The organism is Novosphingobium clariflavum, assembly GCF_026420865.1.
In the GTDB taxonomy this organism is placed as follows: domain Bacteria; phylum Pseudomonadota; class Alphaproteobacteria; order Sphingomonadales; family Sphingomonadaceae; genus Novosphingobium; species Novosphingobium clariflavum.
On sequence record NZ_JAPCWC010000092.1, the window covers coordinates 1 to 1,086 of the forward strand.

1 protein-coding gene is annotated in these 1,086 nt (G+C 59.4%); it reads right to left on the reverse strand.

Features of this window, described 5'->3' with window-relative positions:
- Positions 1 to 976 (reverse strand): IS21 family transposase (gene istA, locus OKA11_RS24395; protein ID WP_267225222.1); only part of this gene is annotated, 976 nt, incomplete at its 3' end.
- Positions 977 to 1,086 lie beyond the last annotated feature (110 nt).

The window sequence follows — 1,086 nt, forward strand, 5'->3', positions numbered from 1 at the left end:
CGATCAGGCAAGTCGGAGATACGCGCTTGGTGTGTTCGACAAAACCATCGAAGGGTCTGCCTGGCGGCATCAGGCAGGCGACTTCCGCAGCGTGCAGATCGGCCACGGTGCCCGGCAGGATCCCATGCGGGATCTGCGCCCATTGTAAAATACATTGCGCTTCAAGCCAGTCGTTGAGAGTCTCCAGGTCGGGGAAGCTGGGCATCGGCTGCCATAACCGGCGGCGTGCATCCTGAACGTTTTTCTCGACCTGCCCTTTCTCCCAGCCAGAGGCCGGATTGCAGAAATCGGTCTCGAACAGATAATGGCTTGCCATGGCGGCAAACCTGGCGTTGACCTGCCGAACCTTGCCCCTGCCGATCCGGTCGACCGCGGTTCGCATGTTGTCGAAGATGCCGCGCTGTGGAACTCCGCCGAGCACCCGGAACGCTTGCGTTAGCGCGTCAAACAGCATCTCATGGGTCTGCAGGGGATAGGCCCGCACGACAAACGCGCGACTGTAGGCCAGCTTCGTATGGGCAACCTGAAGCTTGGTCGGCTTACCGTCCAACACAGCGTAATCCTCGCTCCAGTCGAACTGGAACGCTTCGCCAGATTGGAATACCAATGGCACGAACGTCCCGCGGCCACTGGTCTGCTGCTCGTACTGTCGTTCTTGGCGCCATCGCCGCGCAAAGGCTGCGACCCGGCCATAGGATCCATCGTAGCCCAGCTTCACCAGATCGGCGTGCAGCTGCTTGACAGTTCGCTTCTGCTTGCGGGATTTCTTGGATTCCACGCGAAGCCACGCCGTCAGCTTCTCCGCAAACGGGTCCAACTTGCTAGGCCTGTCGGGAACCTTGAAGCCGGGCTCGACGGTATCCGAGCGAAGATATTTGCGGATCGTGTTACGCGACAATCCCGTCCGACGCTTGATCTCACGGATGGGCATTGCCTGCCGGAAATGCCAGCGGCGGATCACACTGAGTAAGTCCATGTCGATCACTCCGACGCCCTCCGACTGGCTGCCGGAGGGAAGGAAAACATGGGTCAATTCTCAGTGAAAATTTCTGGGCTCCACGGGTCAGTTCTCGGTGAAACTCAACA